This window comes from Kitasatospora sp. NPDC032121 (assembly GCF_055580145.1).
In genome coordinates, this window is sequence record NZ_JBVILX010000019.1 from 1 (window position 1) to 18,217 (window position 18,217).

12 protein-coding genes and 1 rRNA gene are annotated in these 18,217 nt (G+C 72.3%); 11 read left to right on the forward strand and 2 right to left on the reverse strand.

Going from position 1 to position 18,217, the window contains the following annotated elements; translation table 11 throughout:
- Positions 1-75 (forward strand): 5S ribosomal RNA (rrf, locus tag ACZ5OX_RS32600); the annotation flags it as partial.
- Positions 76-134: 59 nt separating this feature from the next.
- The gene (locus ACZ5OX_RS32605) at positions 135-980 is read left to right on the forward strand and encodes a phosphatase PAP2 family protein (protein ID WP_465635041.1); all 846 of its coding nucleotides are present in this window, start codon (positions 135-137) and stop codon (positions 978-980) included.
- Here the strand turns inward: ACZ5OX_RS32605 and ACZ5OX_RS32610 are convergent.
- Both ACZ5OX_RS32610 and ACZ5OX_RS32615 read right to left on the reverse strand, forming a co-directional pair.
- On the reverse strand, positions 973-1,536 hold the full coding sequence (locus ACZ5OX_RS32610) for an acetate uptake transporter (protein ID WP_465635043.1): 564 nt from the start codon (positions 1,534-1,536) through the stop codon (positions 973-975). The genes ACZ5OX_RS32605 and ACZ5OX_RS32610 overlap by 8 nt on opposite strands.
- Before the next feature lie 306 nt (positions 1,537-1,842).
- Positions 1,843-4,404 (reverse strand): SpoIIE family protein phosphatase, encoded by a 2,562-nt coding sequence (locus ACZ5OX_RS32615; protein WP_465635045.1) that lies wholly within the window; start codon positions 4,402-4,404, stop codon positions 1,843-1,845.
- Between the two features lie 482 nt (positions 4,405-4,886).
- Here ACZ5OX_RS32615 and ACZ5OX_RS32620 point away from each other — a divergent pair, with 482 nt between their 5' ends.
- From ACZ5OX_RS32620 to ACZ5OX_RS32660, 9 genes are all read left to right on the forward strand, one after another.
- Entirely contained in the window at positions 4,887-9,485 is a 4,599-nt protein-coding gene (locus ACZ5OX_RS32620; protein WP_449791114.1) for a HAMP domain-containing protein, read from the forward strand.
- Between the two features lie 293 nt (positions 9,486-9,778).
- Positions 9,779-10,417 carry a response regulator gene (locus tag ACZ5OX_RS32625; RefSeq protein ID WP_392883744.1) on the forward strand — a complete coding sequence of 213 codons (639 nt, stop codon included), beginning with the start codon at positions 9,779-9,781 and terminating at the stop codon, positions 10,415-10,417.
- 147 nt (positions 10,418-10,564) lie between these two features.
- Positions 10,565-13,240, forward strand: coding sequence for an FtsK/SpoIIIE family DNA translocase (locus ACZ5OX_RS32630; protein WP_465635046.1), 2,676 nt, complete (start codon positions 10,565-10,567; stop codon positions 13,238-13,240).
- Between the two features lie 282 nt (positions 13,241-13,522).
- Positions 13,523-14,386 carry a helix-turn-helix domain-containing protein gene (locus tag ACZ5OX_RS32635; protein ID WP_465635048.1) on the forward strand — a complete coding sequence of 288 codons (864 nt, stop codon included), beginning with the start codon at positions 13,523-13,525 and terminating at the stop codon, positions 14,384-14,386.
- Positions 14,387-14,482: 96 nt separating this feature from the next.
- Positions 14,483-15,973, forward strand: a complete 1,491-nt coding sequence (gene rimO / locus ACZ5OX_RS32640; RefSeq protein ID WP_449791056.1) for a 30S ribosomal protein S12 methylthiotransferase RimO — start codon at positions 14,483-14,485, stop codon at positions 15,971-15,973.
- Complete coding sequence (pgsA, locus tag ACZ5OX_RS32645) at positions 15,970-16,608, forward strand: CDP-diacylglycerol--glycerol-3-phosphate 3-phosphatidyltransferase (RefSeq protein WP_465635050.1); 639 nt, start codon at positions 15,970-15,972, stop codon at positions 16,606-16,608. Before rimO ends, pgsA begins: the two co-directional genes overlap by 4 nt.
- A 16-nt stretch (positions 16,609-16,624) precedes the next feature.
- A complete protein-coding gene (locus tag ACZ5OX_RS32650; RefSeq protein WP_465635052.1) occupies positions 16,625-17,131 on the forward strand; it encodes a CinA family protein in 507 nt (168 codons plus the stop codon).
- A 306-nt stretch (positions 17,132-17,437) separates the two neighbouring features.
- Complete coding sequence (locus ACZ5OX_RS32655; RefSeq protein WP_350739875.1) at positions 17,438-17,806, forward strand: helix-turn-helix domain-containing protein; 369 nt, start codon at positions 17,438-17,440, stop codon at positions 17,804-17,806.
- A gap of 55 nt (positions 17,807-17,861) precedes the next feature.
- Entirely contained in the window at positions 17,862-18,161 is a 300-nt protein-coding gene (locus ACZ5OX_RS32660) for a hypothetical protein (protein WP_465635054.1), read from the forward strand.
- The last annotated feature ends 56 nt before the right edge of the window (positions 18,162-18,217 follow it).

Below are 18,217 nucleotides of genomic sequence, written 5' to 3' on the forward strand. Positions count from 1 at the left end.
AACCCGGAAGCTAAGCCTCACAGCGCCGATGGTACTGCAGGGGGGACCCTGTGGGAGAGTAGGACGCCGCCGAACAATTCTTCTGAAAAGCCCCTTCCCATCCGGGAAGGGGCTTTTTGCGTTACCCTCTGCCAATGCAGAACCTGACCCTGACCTGGCAGTCCGCCGGGGCCGCCGCGATCGGTCTCCACGCGGGCGCGTACGTCGCGGCGAAGGGGCGGAAGTCGGCGCTGTCCGCGCTGCTGCGGGAGGCCGGCACGCTGCTGGCGCTGTTCGCGCTCTGGCAGTTGGTCGGGCACCTGTCGGTGATGAGTACGGACCACGCGCTGGACCGTGCGAGCTGGATCCACCACACCGAGCAGGTGATCGGGCTGCCAGACGAGGCCTCCTGGCAGAAGGCGGTCACGCCCTACCCGGTGCTGGTGAGGCTGGCGAACTACTACTACGCGGTCATGCACTTCGCCGTGATGCTCGTCGTCCTGCTCTGGGTGTTCGTGCGGCACCGCGAGCGCTACGCGTGGGTGCGCAACACGGTGGTGATCACGACCGCGGTCTGTCTGCTGGTGCAGTTCATCCCGGTGGCGCCGCCGCGGATGCTGCCGGAGAGCGGCTTCGTCGACGTGGCCGCCCAGTACGGGCAGTCGGTGTACGGCGGCGCGGTCGGCGGTGTGGTGGTGGCCGACCAGCTGTCGGCGATGCCCTCGGTGCACGTCGCCTGGTGCGTGCTGGCGGCGGTCGCGGTGATCCGGGTGTCAGGCAGTTCACTGCGATGGGTGATGGTGCTGCATCCGGTGCTGACGGTGGCGGTGGTCGTGGTGACGGCCAACCACTTCTGGTTGGACGGCATCGTGGCCGTGGCGATCCTGCTCCTCGCCTACTCCGTGCTGGCGTTGGCGGCACGCCGACGGGGCCGGGTCTCCGTCGGGACGGAGGTCCGGCCCTGCGGCACCGCCGAGGAGCGGCTGGAGCAGGTCACCTGAGCGGCAGGGCGACCTTCCCCCAGACGCCGTTGCTCAGCGCGGAGGTGGCCCAGTACCAGGCGGCGAGCCCGGACACGGCGGCGATCCAGCCGGCGGCCTTGCCCAGCCCGCCGTAGCCGCCGAAGGTGGCGATGGCGGAGAGCAGCAGGGAGACCGTCAGCAGGCCGTAGACGACGCGGCTGAGCAGGTTCGCGCCCCAGCTCGCGGCGGTGAGGGTGAGGGCGAGCAGGGCCCACAGCAGCAGGAAGAGGCCGGCGGCGTTCTTGCCGGCCCCGCCGGCCGCGGACCATGTCGCCCAGAAGGCGCCGAGGCTGGTGAAGGCGGTTCCGGTGAAGCCGTCGCCGCCGCGGAGCTGCCAGAGGCCCGCGATGAAGAGGGTTGCGCCGCCGAGCAGATGGGCGAGGTGGGCCGCGTTCCCGACTCCGACGCCGTGCAGGACGCCGGTGGAGAGCAGGCCGTAGGCGAGGAGTGTCAGGCCGAGCGCGAGGTAGCCGAGGTTACTCGCGTCGGCGCCGGTGGATCGGGCGTTCGTTGCCCCGGTAGCGTCGTTGCTCACCGGAGGCTCCTTTCACTCTGGGCGCGCGCAGGGCGCGGTGACGCCGTGGTGTCGTCAGGAGGAGTGGAGGCGGGTGGAGACGAGCGGATGCGCGCGACCGCGCCGAGGGCGCACGGCGGTGAGCGTGCGCGGGCCGCGGTCGGAGGTGATGGGCCGTCGGACGTGCCGGGCCTGCGGAGAACCCGCTGGTCGCGTCCCCGGCCGGGGGAGTTCCCGGTGAGATCGGTCTACCCGACCCGGCCCGCTTGTACCATTGTGAATATAACAATTTGTGACTGCGTCAGTACGGCATGAGCCGCGGGGGTCTCACGCCTTGCGCTGGGTGGGCACCCGCAGGGTCAGGATCGCCATGTCGTCCGACGGCGGCTCCGGGGCGAAGCGCTCGACCGCGCGCTGCACCCGTGCCGCTACCGCGCCGGCGGTCAGGCCGGTGCAGCCGGTGAGCACCTCGGCGAGGCCGTCGTCGCCCAGCATCCGGCGGCCCTCGCGGCGTTCGGTGACCCCGTCGGTGACGCAGAGCAGGACCTCGCCGGGGGCGAGCACCAGGTGTTCGGCGGTGAGGTCGAGGTCGTCCATGACGCCGAGCAGCGGCTGCGGGGTGGCGGCGCGGTCGACCTGGCCGTCGGTGCGCAGTCGCAGCGGCAGCGGGTGGCCGGCGCAGACCAGGGAGAGTTCGGTGCTGCCGTCCGGGCGGGGCGTCAGCTCGCCGTAGAGCAGGGTGAGGAAGCGGCTGCGCGCCCCCTCGTCCAGGATGGCCGCGTTGAGCCGGCGCAGCACCTGCGGGGCGTCCAGGCCCTCGCGGGCGAGCAGCCGCAGCGAGTGCCGGGCCAGGCCGGTGACCGAGGCGGCCTCGGGGCCGGTGCCGCAGACGTCGCCGATGGCGAAGCCGTAGGTGCCCTCGCGGATGGTGAACAGGTCGTAGAAGTCGCCGCCGACCTCGTTGCCCTCGCCGGCCGCCTGGTAGTAAACGTCCACCTCGACGCCGGGGATCTCCGGCAGGTCCGGCGGGAGCAGGCTGCGCTGGAGGGCCTGGCTGGTGGCGGTGCGCTCGGAGTAGAGGCGCGAGTTGTCCAGGGCGAGGGCGGCCCGGCGGGAGAGGTCCTCGGCGAGTTCGAGGATCTCCTGGCGGAACCGGACGCCGGCCGGGACGCCGAGCGCCAGCAGGCCGATCACGCGGTTGCGGGCGGTCAGCGCGAGGACGACGGTCTCGCCGAGCAGGCCGGCGAGTTCCGAGCCGTCTGTGAGGCCGCCGGCCTCGGCGGTGTCGGCGGGGGCCGTCCAGAACCGGACGCCGTGGGTGGGGCCGGTCTCCGGGACGGGGGTCTTGTCGAGCAGGTCGCGCAGCGGGTCGATGCGGTCCTCGTCCTCGTGCAGGACGAAGGCGAGCCGGGCCGGGGAGGAGTGGTCGGCGGTGGTGTAGACGGCGCACCAGGAGGCGAGGGTGGGGACGGCCATCTGGGCCATCAGGGCGAGGGTCTGCTCGTGTTCGAGGGTGCCGGCCAGCAGGTCGGAGGCCTCGACCAGGAAGGAGAGCGAGCCGCGGCGGAGCCGTTCGAGCTCGGTCAGCCGGGTGCTCTCGACGGCGAGGGCGACCCGGTCGGCGGCGAACTGGAGGCGCAGCGCGTCCTCGTTGTCGTAGCGGCCCGGCACGGCGGCGGCGATGCCGAGCGAGCCGATCAGCCGGCCCTCGACCTTGAGCGGAACGGTGATCAGGGAGCGCATGCCGCTGTCGGAGAGCAGCGGCAGGCCGGTGGGCCGGGCGGAGAGGTCCTCGTGGACGGAGGGAAGCCGGGCGGAGTCGTAGCGGTTGCCGGTCCCGACCGGGAAGCGGGCGTGCCGGCGGTGTCCTGCGGTGAGGCCGGTGGCGGCGCGGACCTCGAACTCGGCCTCGTCATCGGTGGTGAGCAGCAGGTACGCGGCGTCGCCGTCGAGCAGGTCGCGGGCGCGTTCGACGGTGCGCTGGAGCAGGGTGTCGAGGTCGTCGGTGGCGACCGGACCGGCCAGCAGGTCGAGCCGGGGGCCGGCCTGCTCGGGGCGCTCGCCGGGCAGGGCGCGGGCGGGGGAGCGCAGCACCGCTCTGTCGGGTTCGAGGACGAGCAGACAGAGCGTGGAGGGGACGCCCTCGGTGTCGCGCAGCCGGACCTGGACGCCGTACACCTCGACCTCGCGGCCGTCCTGGCGGCGGATGCCGTAGCCGCCCTCCCAACGGGCCATCCGCAGGGTGTCGGTCAGGTCGAGGCCGCGGGCCGGGGGCTGCGGCCAGACCGCGAGGTCGGCCCAGGGACGGCCGAGGACGGCGGCGGCGGGGTAGTGGAAGAGCGCCTCGGCGTCCGGGTTCCAGGCCAGCACCCGGCCGTCCTCGTCGAGTTGGACGACGGCGACGTGCACCGGTCCCGGGCCGCTGGGCAGGTCGCTGCCGGGGGTGGCGGGAACGGCGTAGCGGGTGCCGAGCACGTGTGCGGGCAGGGTGAGGCGGAACCAGACGGTCTTGCGGCCGGCCGCGTACTCGACGCCCCACCGTTCGGCGAGGGCGGAACACATCAGCAGGCCGCGGCCGCCTTCGCCGTCCGGGTCGGCGTAGCGGTCGGAGTCGGTGACCGGACCGTCGCCGAGCGAGGGCAGGCCGCGCTCGGGGTGGTGGTCGGTGACCTCGATCCGGACGCTCTCCTCCTCGCGCAGGCAGCAGACCTCCGCGGCGGTGCCGGCGTGCACGACGGCGTTGGTGACGAGCTCGCTGACCAGCACGACCGCGTCGTCGACGACCTCGGGCAGGCCCCAACCGAGCAGCGCGTCCCGGACGAAGCCCCGCGCGGCGGCCGCGGACCGGCCGTCGGGGTCGAAGGTGGCGGCTGCGCGCGCGGTGACCACGTTGCCACTTCTCCTCTGCTGCTCTTGCCCTGGCTGTCCGGGGTGCGGCGCCGAATCCCCGTGCGCGCCGTCGGGGTGATCGGCGGCGCTGGGTCGGGTCGTGGCCCGGTGCAGCGCTCCACCCTACTTTCCGCTTGGTTCCCCGTGGGGGCGGGGAGTCGAAACAGGCACCAGAGGGTGATTCTGCCCACCATGTTTCGGACGGTGCGGTACCAACCGAGCGCAACCGGCCGTGCACCCGGTGCCAGTGCTGCCAGACTGGGGGGTCCGCGACGGCCCGTGCGAGCAGTACGGTCGTGTGGGTGCCGGCGCGTCGAGGGCCGCCGGTACGCAGCCCAGCCGGGTCGGTGCCCGGGTGCGTGCCGCACCGGCACGGTCGGTCACCGGACAGTTCACGATGTGGGAGGGGCCCGTTGAGTTCGGCCACCAAGGACGCAACCGGAACGACGCCGCCCGCTCCGCGCGGTGGGCGCCCCGGGGCCGTGCCGCGGAACGCGGCCGGCCGTCGGGCGAGCCACAACCGTGGCGCGGAGCCCGCCGAGCTGCGCAAGCTGCTGTCGGCGCTGACCGCGATGCGGGACGGCAACTTCCGCCGCCGGCTGACCGTCCCGGGGGACGGGCCGCTGGCCGAGATCGCGGCGGTGTTCAACGAGGTCGCCGAGCGCAACCAGCACCTGACCGGTGAACTGGCGAGGGTGCGGCGGGCGGTGGGCCGCGAGGGCCGGCTGAACGAGCGGCTGGAGACCGGCGCGGGCGAGGGCGCCTGGATGGCGGCGGTCGACAACTGCAACGCGCTGATCGACGACCTGGCCCGCCCGATGGCCGAGGTGGGCCGGGTGCTCACCTCGATCGCCGAGGGCGACCTGGACCAGAAGATGGAGCTGCGCTCGCTGCACAGCAACGGGGTGAGCCACCCGCTGCGCGGCGAGTACCTGAAGATCGGGCGGACCGTCAACGGACTGGTGGACCAGCTCTCCGAGTTCACCGACGAGGTGACCCGGGTGGCCCGCGAGGTCGGCACCGAGGGCAAGCTCGGCGGCCAGGCCAAGGTCCGCAGCGTGTCCGGCAGTTGGAAGGACCTGGCGGACTCGGTCAACACCATGGCGGGCCGGCTGACCGCCCAGGTGCGCAACATCGCCCAGGTGACCACGGCGGTGGCCAAGGGCGACCTCTCCCGCAAGGTCACCGTCGAGGTGGCCGGCGAGATGCTGGAGCTGAAGAACACCGTCAACACGATGGTGGACCAGCTGAACGGATTCGCCGCCCAGGTCACCGCGGTGGCCAGGGACGTGGGGACGGAGGGCCGGCTCGGCGGTCAGGCCCAGGTGCCGGGCGTGGCCGGGGTCTGGCGGGACCTGACCGACTCGGTGAACTTCATGGCCGACAACCTGACCGGCCAGGTGCGCAACATCGCCCAGGTGACCACGGCGGTGGCGCGCGGGGACCTCTCGCAGAAGATCGAGGTCGACGCGCGCGGCGAGATGCTGGAGCTGAAGAACACCGTCAACACGATGGTCGACCAGCTCTCCGGCTTCGCCGAGCAGGTGACCAGGGTGGCCCGCCAGGTGGGCACCGAGGGACGGCTCGGCGGTCAGGCGCAGGTGCCCTGGGCGGCCGGGGTCTGGCGGGATCTGACCGACAACGTCAACTTCATGGCGAACAACCTCACCGATCAGGTGCGCAACATCGCCCAGGTGACGACCGCGGTCGCCAAGGGCGACCTGTCGCAGAAGATCCAGGTGGACGCGCGCGGGGAGATCCTGGAGCTGAAGAACACCATCAACACGATGGTGGACCAGCTGGGCGCGTTCGCGGACGAGGTCACCCGGGTCGCCCGGGACGTCGGCACCGAGGGCATCCTCGGCGGCCAGGCCAGCGTGCCCGGCGTGGCCGGGATCTGGAAGGACCTGACCAACTCCGTCAACCTGATGGCCAACAACCTGACCAGCCAGGTCCGGAACATCGCCGAGGTGACCACGGCGGTGGCGCGCGGCGACGTCTCCAAGAAGATCACCGTCGACGCCCGGGGCGAGATCCTGGAGCTGGTGACCACCGTCAACACCATGGTCGACCAGCTGTCGGCGTTCGCCGACGAGGTGACCAGGGTCGCCCGCGAGGTGGGCACCGAGGGCATCCTGGGCGGCCAGGCCCGGGTGCGCGGGGTGTCGGGCATCTGGAAGGACCTGACCGACAACGTCAACTTCATGGCGTCGAACCTCACCGGGCAGGTGCGCAACATCGCCGAGGTCGCCGGTGCGGTGGCCCGCGGCGACCTCTCCAAGAAGATCGCCGTCGACGCGCAGGGCGAGGTGGCGGCGCTCGCCGCGACCCTCAACACCATGGTCGACCAGCTGTCCTCCTTCGCGGTGGAGGTCACCAGGGTGGCCCGCGAGGTCGGCACCGACGGCACCCTGGGCGGCCAGGCGAGCGTGCCGGGTGTGGCCGGGATCTGGAAGGACCTGACCGACAACGTCAACCAGATGGCCAACAACCTCACCGGTCAGGTGCGGAACATCGCGCTGGTGATCACCGCGGTGGCCCGCGGCGACCTCTCGCAGAAGATCGACGTCGACGCGCGCGGCGAGATCCTCCAGCTCAAGACGAACATCAACACGATGGTCGACCAGCTCTCGGCCTTCGCCGACGAGGTCACCCGGGTCGCCCGCGAGGTGGGCACCGACGGACGGCTCGGCGGCCAGGCCCGGGTGCCCGGCGTGGACGGCACCTGGCAGGACCTCACCGAGTCGGTGAACGAACTGGCCAACAACCTGACCCGGCAGGTGCGGGCGATCGCCCAGGTCGCCACCGCCGTCACCAGGGGCGACCTGAGCCTGCGGATCGACGTGGACGCCGCGGGCGAGCTCGACGAGCTCAAGGACAACATCAACCAGATGATCGCCAACCTGCGCGAGACCACCCGCACCAACCAGGAGCAGGACTGGCTCAAGACCAACCTGGCCCGGATCTCCGGCCTGCTCCAGGGCCGCCGGGACCTGGAGGCGGTCGCCTCGCTGATCATGACCGAGCTGACCCCGGTGGTCTCCGCCCAGCACGGCGCGTTCTTCCTCGCCCAGCCGGCCGGCCGCACCGCCGAACTGATCACCGAGGACGACGACGAGAACGACACCGTGCTGCGCCTTATCGGCAGCTACGGCTACCAGCGGCGGGCGATGCCGACCACCTTCCGGCCCGGCGAGTCGCTGATCGGCCAGGCCGCGGTGGAGAAGCGGGCGATCATCCTCAAGGAGGCGCCGCCCGGGTACCTGAAGATCGCCTCCGGGCTCGGCGAGGCCTCCCCGGCCCACATCGTGGTGCTTCCGGTGCAGTTCGAGGGCCGGCTGCTGGGCGTGATCGAGCTGGCCACCTTCAGCTCCTTCACCACCGTCGCGCTGGACTTCCTGAACCAGATCGCCGACCTGATCGGCGTCACCGTCAACACCATCAGCGTCAACACCAAGACCGAGGGCCTGCTGCTGGAGTCCCAGCGGCTGACCGCCGAACTCTCGATGCGGTCCGCCGAGTTGGAGGCCCGCCAGGAGGAACTGGAGCGCACCAACGAGGAGTTGCAGGAGAAGGCAGAGCAACTTGCCCAGCAGAACCGCGACATCGAGATCAAGAACGGCGAGATCGAGGAGGCCCGGCAGGTCCTGGAGGAGCGTGCCGAGCAGCTCGCCCTGGCCTCCCGGTACAAGAGCGAGTTCCTCGCCAACATGTCGCACGAGCTGCGCACCCCGCTCAACTCGCTGCTGATCCTGGCCAAGCTGCTCTCCGACAACAACGAGGGCAACCTCTCGCCCAAGCAGGTCGAGTTCGCCGACACCATCCACGGCGCGGGCTCCGACCTGCTCCAGCTGATCAACGACATCCTCGACCTGTCCAAGGTCGAGGCCGGCAAGATGGACGTCCGCCCGGCCCGGATCGCCCTGGTCCAGCTGGTCGACTACGTCGAGGCGACCTTCCAGCCGGTCGCGCTGGACAAGAGCCTGGACTTCGCCGTCCGGGTCTCGCCCGCCCTGCCGGTCACCCTGCACACCGACGAGCAGCGGCTCCAGCAGGTGCTGCGCAACCTGATCTCCAACGCGGTGAAGTTCACCGACTCCGGAGCCGTCGACTTCTCGATTCGCCCGGCGGGCCGGGAGGTCCCGCAGCACGTGCGCGAGCGGCTGCTGGAGTCCGGCTCGATCAAGGGCCCGGACGACGAGCTGATCGCCTTCGCGGTCTCCGACACCGGCATCGGCATCCCCGGCAACAAGCTGCGGGAGATCTTCGAGGCTTTCAAGCAGGCCGACGGCACCACCAGCCGCAAGTACGGCGGCACCGGCCTCGGCCTGTCCATCAGCCGCGAGATCGCCCGGCTGCTCGGCGGCGAGATCCACGCCGAGAGCGAGCTGGGCAAGGGCTCCACGTTCACGCTCTACCTGCCGCTGCGCACCGAGGCCCCGGAGACCGTCGGCGAGCCGCGCCAGGGCGCGCCGAACGGCCTGACGCCGCGCGCCTCGGTCGGGGTGACCCCGGTGGGCCTGCCGGTGCCGGTCGGCGAGAACCCGGCCGACCACTGGGCCCAGGAGGTCCGCGAGCTGGCCGAGGAACGCCGCCGGGGCGCGCTGGAGCGCCGCCGCAGCGCCGCCCTGGAGAGCGCCGCCGGACCGCGGACGGTGGAGCCCGCCCCGCCCCGCCCGGTCGACGGGGGCCGCCGCTTCGACGGCCAGCAGGTGCTGATCGTGGACGACGACGTCCGCAACGTGTTCGCCCTCACCAGCGTGCTGGAGCAGCACGGCCTGACCGTCCTGTACGCGGAGAACGGCCGCGAGGGCATCGAGATGCTGGAGCAGCACGAGAGCGTGGCGCTGGTCCTGATGGACATCATGATGCCGGAGATGGACGGCTACGCGACCACCGAGGCGATCCGCCGGATGCCCCAGTTCGCCGGCCTGCCGATCATCGCGCTGACCGCCAAGGCGATGAAGGGCGACCGGGAGAAGTCGCTGCAGGCGGGCGCCACCGACCACATCACCAAGCCGGTGGAGACCGACCACCTGCTGTCGGTCATGCACGAGTGGTTGAGCGGGAACCGCGCGTGATCGCGAAGGGAGGAGTGAACCCCGGGCCGGGCCCCGGGGTTCGCTCCGGCCGGGCGGTCGGTTTGCTGGCGGTGGGGCCCGGGAACCGGGTAGGGTCACCGATCGTTGCGAACAGTGACCGGACGGCGACACGCTGCTGAGCGTGCGCCGGAGCACTGGCAGCGCGCCGCTCCGGATCGGTCACGACGGGGCGATGTGCCGGGCGAGGGGGTGCGGCTAGCATGACCGGGGTAGCGGTGGGCAGTACGCGGGTGCCTGCACCGGGCGGCAGGCAGGCGACAGGAGGGCGAGCCCTGATGCAGAAGGCCAAGATCCTCCTGGTCGACGACCGACCGGAGAACCTGCTGGCGCTGGAGGCGATCCTCTCGGCCCTGGACCAGACACTGGTCCGCGCGGCCTCCGGTGAGGAGGCGCTGAAGGCGCTGCTCACCGACGACTTCGCGGTGATCCTGCTGGACGTCCAGATGCCGGGGATGGACGGCTTCGAGACCGCCGCCCACATCAAGCGCCGCGAGCGCACCCGGGACATCCCGATCATCTTCCTGACCGCGATCAACCACGGTCCGCACCACACCTTCCGCGGCTACGCGGCCGGCGCGGTGGACTACATCTCCAAGCCCTTCGACCCGTGGGTGCTGCGCGCCAAGGTCTCCGTCTTCGTCGACCTGTACGCGAAGAACTGCCAGCTGAAGGAGCAGGCGGCGCTGCTGCGCCTGCAGCTGGAGGAGGGCGGCGACGGGCAGGCCCTCGGCGGCGCGCTGCTGGGCGAGCTGTCCGCGCGGCTGGCGGCGGTCGAGGAGCAGGCCGAGGCGCTCGGCAAGCAGCTGGACGGCGGCGAGGACGCCGGGGTGGCCGCCACCGCCGCGCACCTGGAGCGCAAGCTCGCGGGGCTGCGCCGGGCCCTGGACGCGATGCGCCCGGGCAGTTCCTGATCCCTGCCGCCGGTTCACCCGTCCGGGTGGTCGTGATGCGGCGACCGGGTGAATCCCGGTCAGGGTGACGGTGTGTCTGCGACACGTCCGGGCGCCCGGGCTCGGGCACATGTGCACTGGTCGCCCGCCCCGGTAGGCTGCTGACCCATGGCCACTCGCACGCCCGGGAACGCAGCACGTAAGACGAGTCCGGGACCGTCCAAGAAGGCCGCGGCGAAGGCACCGGCCAAGCCGCCCGCGAAGAAGGCGGCGGCGAAGAAGGCGGCTCCCGCGAAGCGGACGGCGGCCAAGTCGGCCCCGCCCGCCCCGAAGCCGTCCAGGTCGGTGCTGATGGGCGCGCTCAACGCGCTGGGCAGCCCGATCGCCGCGATCTTCCGGGGCTTCGGCGACGGTGCCAAGAACCTGCACCCGGACCACCGCAAGGACGGCGTGGGCCTGCTGCTGTTCGCGCTCGCGCTGGTGACCGCGGCCGGCACCTGGTTCACCCCGCAGGGCTGGCTGGGCGAGGGCGCCACCGCCGTGGTGTCCGGGCTGTTCGGCCGGCTCGACGTACTGGTGCCGTTCCTGCTGGCCGCGATGGCGATCCGGCTCTGGCGCCACCCCGAGCTGCCGGAGGCCAACGGACGGATCATGATCGGGCTGAGCGCGCTGCTGGTCGGCGTCCTCGGCCTGGTCCACATCGGCTGCGGCGCGCCCATGATGGGCAGCGGCGCCTCCCGGATACGGGCGGCCGGCGGGATCATCGGCTGGGCCGCGTCCACCCCGATGATGGCCGCCGCCGGGCCGGCGCTCGCGGTGCCGCTGCTCCTGCTGCTGGCGTTCTTCGGCCTGCTGGTGGTCACCGCCACGCCGATCAACCGGATCGGCGAGCGGGTGCGGGGGATCGGCATACGGCTCGGCGTGGTCGAGCCCAGGCCCGAGGACGAGCTGCACTGGGGGCGCACGCCGGAGCGCGAGCCGTCCACCGACCCGCCGGAGGACGCCGACCCCGACGCGCTGCCGTTCACCGTGGACACGGACGGCGACGACCCCTCGGACGAGGTGGCCGCCCGCCGTCGCCGCCGCCGGCGCAAGCAGACCGAGGAGCCGGAGGACGCCGAGCGGATCTCCCTGGACAAGGAGCCGCTGGACCCGTACGCCACCCGCGACCTCGCCGCCGGCGCGGCCGCCGACCTGGACGGCGCGCTGGTCTACGGCGTGCCCGCCTCCTCCGCGGTGGCGGACATGATGCACCAGGTGCAGGACCGCACCGCCCCGCCGGAGGAGCCCGCCGTCCCGGCCGCCCGCAGCGGTGGCCCGGGCGCGCCCGAGGAGCACGGCGCGGCGCCGGTGCGGATGGAGCAGCTCCAGCTCGGCGAGGGCATCACCTACGCCCTGCCCTCGCTGGACCTGCTGGAGCGCGGCGGTCCGGCCAAGGCCCGCAGCGCCCTCAACGACGAGGTGGTCGCCCAGCTCACCGGCACCTTCTCCGAGTTCAAGGTGGACGCCAAGGTCACCGGCTTCACCCGGGGCCCGACGGTCACCCGCTACGAGGTCGAGCTCGGCCCGGCCGTCAAGGTCGAGCGGATCACCGCGCTCGCCAAGAACATCGCGTACGCGGTGGCCAGCCCGGACGTGCGGATCATCAGCCCGATCCCGGGCAAGTCCGCGGTCGGCATCGAGATCCCCAACCGGGACCGCGAGATGGTCAACCTCGGCGACCTGCTGCGCTCGCGCACGGCCGCCGAGGACACCCATCCGATGGTCGTCGGCATGGGCAAGGACGTCGAGGGCCACACGGTGATGGCCAACCTCGCCAAGATGCCGCACATCCTGGTGGCCGGTGCGACCGGTGCGGGCAAGTCGTCCTGCATCAACTGCCTGATCACCTCGATCCTCGCCCGGGCCACCCCGGACGAGGTGCGGATGGTGCTGGTCGACCCCAAGCGGGTCGAGCTGACCGCGTACGAGGGCATCCCGCACCTGATCACGCCGATCATCACCAACCCCAAGAAGGCCGCCGAGGCCCTCCAGTGGGTGGTGCGCGAGATGGACATGCGCTACGACGACCTCGCGGCGTTCGGCTTCCGGCACGTGGACGACTTCAACGCGGCCGTGCGGGCCGGCAAGGTCACCCCGCCGCTGGGCAGCGAGCGCGAGCTGACGCCGTACCCGTACCTGCTGGTGATCGTCGACGAGCTGGCCGACCTGATGATGGTCGCGCCGCGCGACGTCGAGGACTCGGTGGTCCGGATCACCCAGCTGGCCCGCGCGGCCGGCATCCACCTGGTGCTCGCCACCCAGCGGCCCTCGGTGGACGTGGTGACCGGCCTGATCAAGGCCAACGTGCCGTCCCGGCTGGCCTTCGCGACCTCCGCGATGGCCGACTCCCGGGTCATCCTGGACCAGCCCGGCGCGGAGAAGCTGATCGGCAAGGGCGACGCGCTCTTCCTGCCGATGGGCGCGAGCAAGCCGATCCGCATGCAGGGCGCGTTCGTCACCGAGGCGGAGATCGCCAAGGTGGTGCAGCACTGCAAGGACCAGCTGACCGCCGTCTACCGGGACGACGTGACGGTCGGGGGCGGGCCGAAGAAGGAGATCGACGAGGAGATCGGCGACGACCTGGACCTGCTGATCCAGGCGGCCGAGCTGGTGGTCTCCACCCAGTTCGGCTCGACCTCGATGCTCCAGCGCAAGCTCCGGGTCGGCTTCGCCAAGGCCGGCCGGCTGATGGACCTGATGGAGTCGCGCGGCATCGTCGGCCCGAGCGAGGGCTCCAAGGCCCGCGACGTGCTGGTCAAGCCGGACGAGCTGGACGGGGTGCTGATCACCCTTCGGGGTTGACGGACCGGGCCGTGCGGGGCCCGGCCCGTGTCCTGACCCAGGTGTCACTCGTTCGGAGGAGGGTAGGCGCCGTGAGGGGAACCGAACGTCCGTACGTCGCGTCACACGGCGGAAAGCGGACGCAGGGTTCCCCGCGCGGCTCCGCTGACGGCTCGTCAGTGGAGTGTCGGATCCAGGTCGGACAGGGCGCGCGCATTCGGGCCCGTTCCGCTTGAGAAACGATCCGCCCACGCCCCTAGACTGTTCCCCAGCAGGTGGCCATCCGCTCGAAAGGCGTGCCCCGTGACCATCGGCAAGTCCCCCGACCGCGAGAACGCCACGTCGTCCGCCGAGCCGACCGACGACGCGGTGCAGGCGGCCGATGCCCCGAGCATCGGCCGGGTGCTGTCCACCGCCCGGATCGACGCGGGGCTCACGGTGGAGCAGGTGAGTGCCGCCACCCGGGTGCGGGTGCCGATCGTCCACGCCATCGAGGGGGACGACTTCGCCCGCTGCGGCGGCGACTTCTACGCCCGCGGGCACATCCGGCTGATCGCCCGGGTGGTCGGCCTGGACGGTGAGGAACTGGTCGCCCGGTACGACGCCGCGCACGGCGGCTCGCCCGCCGACAAGCGCCCGGCGACCCAGCTGATCGACAGCGGCCCGATCAGGGTGCCCCGCCGCGGCCGGCCGAACTGGGCGGCCGCCATGGTCGCCGCGATCGTCGCCGTGGTCGCGCTGATCGGCTTCAACCTGGTCAGCGGCAAGGGCGGCCACGGCACCACCGGCTCGGCCAGCGCGCCGCTGCCCAGCGGTTCCGGGACCGGCTCGCTCGCCCCCGCGTCCACGCCCGCCGTCCAGCCGCCGGCGCCCGAGCCGAGCGCCGCCGCGATCGCCGCCGTCCCGGCCGACAAGGTCACCGTGAAGCTGGTCGCCGAGGGCACCAGCTGGGTCTCGGCGATGGACGGCAACGGCAAGTCGCTGTTCCAGAACAACATCAGCAAGGGCCAGGACCAGACCTTCACCGACCCCAAGCAGATCAAGCTGGTGCTCGGCAACGGCGGGGCCGTGCACGCGTACGTCAACGGGAAGGACCTCGGTCTCCTCGGCAAGGACGGGCAGGTGGTGCACGTCACGTACACCCCCGGAGACCCGCAGGCTGGCTGACCACAGGGGTCGGAACGCCCACTGATGATCAGCTGATCCGAGGCGCGCGGCCTCCGGGGCGAACGGCACCGGAGCCCGCGCGTTAATCTTGGCCCTATGCCTGAACGCCGTACTGTCGCCCTTGTCACGCTCGGATGCGCCCGCAACGAGGTGGATTCCGAGGAACTCGCCGGGCGACTGGAAGCCGACGGCTGGTTGCTCGTCGACGACGCCGCCGAAGCGGACGTCGCCGTGGTCAACACCTGCGGCTTCGTCGAGGCCGCCAAGAAGGACTCCGTGGACGCCCTGCTGGAGGCCAACGACCTCAAGGGGCACGGCCGCACCCAGGCCGTCGTCGCGGTCGGCTGCATGGCCGAGCGGTACGGCAAGGAGCTCGCCGACGCCCTGCCCGAGGCGGACGGCGTCCTCGGCTTCGACGACTACACCAACATCTCCGACCGCCTGCAGACCATCCTCTCCGGCGGCCACCACGCCCCGCACCTGCCGCGCGACCGCCGCAAGCTGCTGCCGATCAGCCCGGCCGAGCGGCAGTCCGCCGCCGAGGCCGTCGCCCTGCCCGGCCACGGCACCGAGGCCGCCGCCGAGCCGATCGCCGACCTGCCCGACGGCCTCGCCCCCGCCTCCGGCCCGCGTACCCTGCGCAAGCGGCTGGACGACAGCCCGGTCGCCTCGGTCAAGCTCGCCTCCGGCTGCGACCGCCGGTGCTCGTTCTGCGCCATCCCGGCCTTCCGCGGCTCCTTCATCTCCCGCCGGCCCTCCGACGTGCTGAACGAGGCCCAGTGGCTGGCCGGGCAGGGCGTGCGCGAGATCGTCCTGGTGAGCGAGAACAACACCTCGTACGGCAAGGACCTCGGCGACATCCGGCTGCTGGAGACGCTGCTCGGCGAGATCGCCGCGATCGAGGGCGTAGAGCGGGTCCGGGTCTCCTACCTCCAGCCGGCCGAGATGCGCCCCGGTCTGATCGACTCGATGACCGGGACCGCCGACGTGGTGCCCTACTTCGACCTGTCCTTCCAGCACTCGGCGCCCGCCGTGCTGCGCCGGATGCGGCGCTTCGGCTCCACCGACCAGTTCCTGGAACTGCTGGGGACCATCCGCGACAAGGCCCCGCAGGCCGGCGCCCGGTCCAACTTCATCGTCGGCTTCCCCGGCGAGACCGAGGAGGACTTCGCCGAGCTGGAGCGCTTCGTCACGCACGCCGGGCTGGACGCGATCGGCGTCTTCGGCTACTCGGACGAGGACGGCACCGAGGCCGCGACCTACGACGGCAAGCTCGCCGAGGACGTGATCGCCGACCGGCTGGACCGGCTGAGCCGACTGGCCGAGGAGATGACCGCCCAGCGGGCCGAGCAGCGGATCGGCACCGAGGTCGAGGTGCTGATCGAGTCGATCGAGGACGGCGTGGTCGAGGGCCGCTCCGCCCACCAGGCCCCGGAGACCGACGGCCTGACCACCCTCACCGGTGTCGAGGCCCCCGAGATCGGCCAGTTCTGGCGGGCCAGGGTCGTCGCCAGCGAGGGCGTCGACCTGATCGCCGAGGCGCTGGAGCAGGTGCGGTCGCCCAAGACCTCGGGAGTCGGGGAATGACCAAGGGGCCCGGCGCTCCGGCCGCGGCCCACCCGGGCAGACCGGCGGCCGCGGTGCCGTCGACCCCGGGGGTCTGGAACATCGCCAACGTGCTCACGATGGTCCGGGTGCTGCTGGTGCCGGTCTTCGTGGCGCTGCTGTTCGCCGACGGCGGGCACAACCCCAAGTGGCGCTCGGTCGCCTGGGCCTCGTTCGCGATCGCGATGATCACCGACCTGTTCGACGGCGAACTGGCCCGGCGCAAGGGCCTGGTCACCGACTTCGGGAAGATCGCCGACCCGATCGCCGACAAGGCGATCATGGGCTCGGCGCTGATCGGCCTCTCGCTGCTCGGCGACCTGCCCTGGTGGGTCACCGCGGTCATCCTGGCCCGGGAACTCGGCATCACGCTGATGCGGTTCTGGGTGATCCGCTACGGGGTCATCCCGGCCAGCCGCGGCGGCAAGCTCAAGACGCTGACCCAGGGCACCGCGGTCGGCATGTACGTACTGGACCTGACCGGCTGGCTGGCCACCGGGCGGGCCGTGCTGATGGGGCTGGCGGTGCTGCTGACCGTCGGCACCGCGCTGGACTACATCGGGCAGGCGCTGCGACTGCGCCGCGAGGGACTGGCCGCGGCGCGGTCGGGCCGCTGAGCGACGGGGGAGCCGGGTGGCGGAGCGGGACGTGGCGGAGCGGGACTTCCGGCTGGCCGAGCGGGCGCACGCCGCGCTGCGCGCCGAGGGCGGCACGCTGGCCGTCGCCGAGTCGCTGACCGGAGGTCTGCTGGCCGCGGCGCTGGTGGACGTCCCCGGGGCCTCCGCGACCTTCCGGGGCTCGGTCACCGCGTACGCGACCGAGCTGAAGGCCTCGGTGCTCGGGGTGGACGAGGGCCTGCTGGACGTGTACGGGCCGGTCCACCCGGTGGTGGCCCGGCAGATGGCCGAGGGCGTGCGCGGGCTGCTGGGGGCCACGTACGGGCTCGCGACGACCGGAGTGGCCGGGCCCGACCCGCAGGACGGACAGCCGGTCGGCACCGTACACCTGGCGGTCGCCGGCCCGGGGGGAACTCTGGTCAGTTCGCCCCTGCTGTCGGGCGGTCGTGCCACAATCCGTCACGAGGCGGTGACCGCCGCGCTGGAGCTGCTGGTCGATCGCTTCGCACGCCAGGAGCCCTAGGGGAGGGCTCCACCGGAGCGGGACCCGCCGGTCCGGCGCGCGGGTACGGGACAGCTGGAGGATCGTGTTACATCCAACACCCTGGTTGGGCAGAAACCAGGTGGCGAACGAGTTGCATGACGGTGGCGGGGCGGGTCGCGACGGGTACCACGACGGACCCGCGAACCCGGGTGCGACACCGGAACGAGGAGGGGGACGGCCTTGCAGCCCAGAGTGAACACGACCAGGGTCCCCGCACGCGAAGCGGGCAAGGCGGTACGGTGGGGTCGTGACATCTCGATCCGCAGTCCGAGGAGGGAGGCACCGATGATCCTGCTCCGTCGCCTACTGGGCGATGTACTGCGTCGGCAGCGCCAGCGCCAGGGCCGCACACTCCGCGAGGTGTCGGCGGCCGCCAGGGTTTCGCTCGGGTACCTCTCCGAGGTCGAGCGGGGACAGAAGGAGGCCTCCTCGGAGCTGCTCTCCGCCATCTGCGACGCGCTCGACGTCCGGATGTCCGAGGTCATGCGCGAGGTCAGCGACGAACTGTCGCTCGCCGAACTTGCGGCGATGGCCACCCTCTCCGAAGGTGATCTGCTGAGGCCGGTACTCGAACCGGTTCCGCTGCCCGCCCCCGGCACCGACCGGGCGAACCTCTCGCCCAAGGCCGCCGCGATGGACGTGGTCGCCGCCTGATCCCGGCCTCGACTCCCGGGCGCCCCTGTCCGGGGCGAGCGAAGGGAGGGCGGTCGTGCGAACAGACGCGCAGACGCGCCCGACGGCCCGAATACTGGCCCGGGCGCCGCTGTTCCTCCGGGGACGGCGTCCGGTGCGGTGGGTGCTGGCGGTCTCGGTGGCCGGGCTCGTCTGGTGGCTCCTGGTGGTCCGGGGGCAGCTGACCGACGGTGCGGTGCTGGGGCTGCTCGCGGCCGGCGGCTGGGGGCTCGGTCTCATCCCGGTCCACGCCGACTGGAACGCGACCGGACCGTCCCGGCGCCCGCGCGCGGAGCCGGTGGGACCGGTGGAGGCGCAGCCGCCGCCGATCGGGTGATTCGACGTGGCCGGGGGCCGCGGGGTTCTCGACCCCGCGGCCCCCGGCCTTTTCCG

Excerpts from the sequence above, each read along its gene's own strand:
- ACZ5OX_RS32605 (WP_465635041.1), top strand. The coding sequence starts at position 135 with ATGCAGAACCTGACCCTGACCTGGCAGTCCGCCGGGGCCGCCGCGATC.
- ACZ5OX_RS32630 (WP_465635046.1), top strand. The coding sequence starts at position 10,565 with ATGGCCACTCGCACGCCCGGGAACGCAGCACGTAAGACGAGTCCGGGA.
- rimO (WP_449791056.1), top strand. The coding sequence starts at position 14,483 with ATGCCTGAACGCCGTACTGTCGCCCTTGTCACGCTCGGATGCGCCCGC.
- pgsA (WP_465635050.1), top strand. The coding sequence starts at position 15,970 with ATGACCAAGGGGCCCGGCGCTCCGGCCGCGGCCCACCCGGGCAGACCG.
- ACZ5OX_RS32655 (WP_350739875.1), top strand. The coding sequence starts at position 17,438 with ATGATCCTGCTCCGTCGCCTACTGGGCGATGTACTGCGTCGGCAGCGC.